We start from the raw sequence: 1,359 nt of genomic DNA on the forward strand, positions 1-1,359 counted from the left end.
AAGGTGGTGACGGCGATGGCTACGGCATTGGTATGGGGCATTTCATTCATGCCATGCGCCGTAACATCAATGTCACTTATATTGTTGGCAACAACACCGTCTATGGCCTCACCAAAGGTCAGGTTTCACCCACCGCTAGTAAAGGAACCAAGTCGCCTTCTACGCCTTTTGGCACGCCCGATGCGCCCATCAACCCCATCTTGTTGGCCCTTTCAGTAGGGTGCTCGTTCGTGGCTCGTGGGTATGCGGGCAACCTGCCACACCTCATGGCGCTGATCAAACAGGGCATCGAACACCAGGGGTTTGCCTTCATCGACGTGCTGCAGCCCTGCGTGACTTACGACAAAATTCATACCTACCCCTATTATCAGGAAAAATGCTACGACCTTGCGGCTTCTGGTCACGATACATCGGATTGGAAGGCAGCCTTGGAAAAAGTGCAAGAAACAGAAAAACTTCCTATTGGTGTTTTTTATCAGGTGGCTGCAGATATTTATGAAAAAACTCTGCCTCAATTTGCAAATGGCCCCTTAACTTCTAAAAGCATCACAGCCATCGATATTTCATCCCTTTTTGAAGAATATGCCTAAGCCCACCCTGCAAATTTAACTTTACATGTTAAATGGGTGGGGTAAAAATGAGGTGGACTTCACTAAAAAAACTTATGAAAACCAAAAAAACATCCAAAAAAGCGTCTTTGGCCTCTGCAAAAGCCACCACCGAGGTGCTGCAGAACGAGAAAAAAATCTATAAGCCAGCAGCTTCTGTCTTGAAGCATGCGGTGATCAAAAATGCCGCCAAGGCTCGGCGCGAAGCAGAAAAAGACCGCCTGGCGTATTGGGCAAAAGCCGCGCGAGAACTTTCCTGGTACAAGCCTTTTAAAAGTATTCTGGATAAAAGCAAAGCCCCTTTTTATCAATGGTTCAAAGACGGGCAGTGCAACATTGTTGCCAACGCGATAGACCGACATTTGGGCACAGCAACCGAAAAAAAGACTGCCATTTTGTGGGAAAGTGACATGGGAAAAAAACGCCGTCTAACCTATGGCCAACTCAACCGCGAAGTTTGCCGTCTTGCCAATGGCCTTAAGCATCTGGGCATTAAAAAGGGCGACCGGGTGGCAATCTATTTACAAAACACGCCAGAAGCAGCCATCAGCATGCTGGCTTGTGCCAAAATCGGCGCTGTCCATTCGGTCGTGTATGCGGGTTTTTCGGCCCATGCCTTGGCCGACCGCATGAACGACCAGCAAGCCAAAGTCCTCATCACTTCCGACATCGGGCATCGTCGTGGCAAAACGATCGACATGAAAACAGTTTGTGATGAAGCGGCAACGCTCACCAAATCACTCAAGCACCT

At 48.6% G+C, this 1,359-nt stretch carries 2 protein-coding genes; both read left to right on the top strand.

The genetic code is table 11. From position 1 onward, the window contains the following. The coding region (locus tag FJZ26_06035; GenBank protein MBM3229966.1) for a 2-oxoacid:ferredoxin oxidoreductase subunit beta at positions 1 to 590 on the top strand (590 nt) is incomplete at its 5' end. A 32-nt stretch (positions 591 to 622) separates the two neighbouring features. Continuing rightward, positions 623 to 1,359: AMP-binding protein (locus FJZ26_06040; protein ID MBM3229967.1), on the top strand; the 737-nt coding region annotated here is incomplete at its 3' end.

Source organism: Candidatus Parvarchaeota archaeon (assembly GCA_016866895.1).
Taxonomy (GTDB): Archaea; Micrarchaeota; Micrarchaeia; order Anstonellales; family VGKX01; genus VGKX01.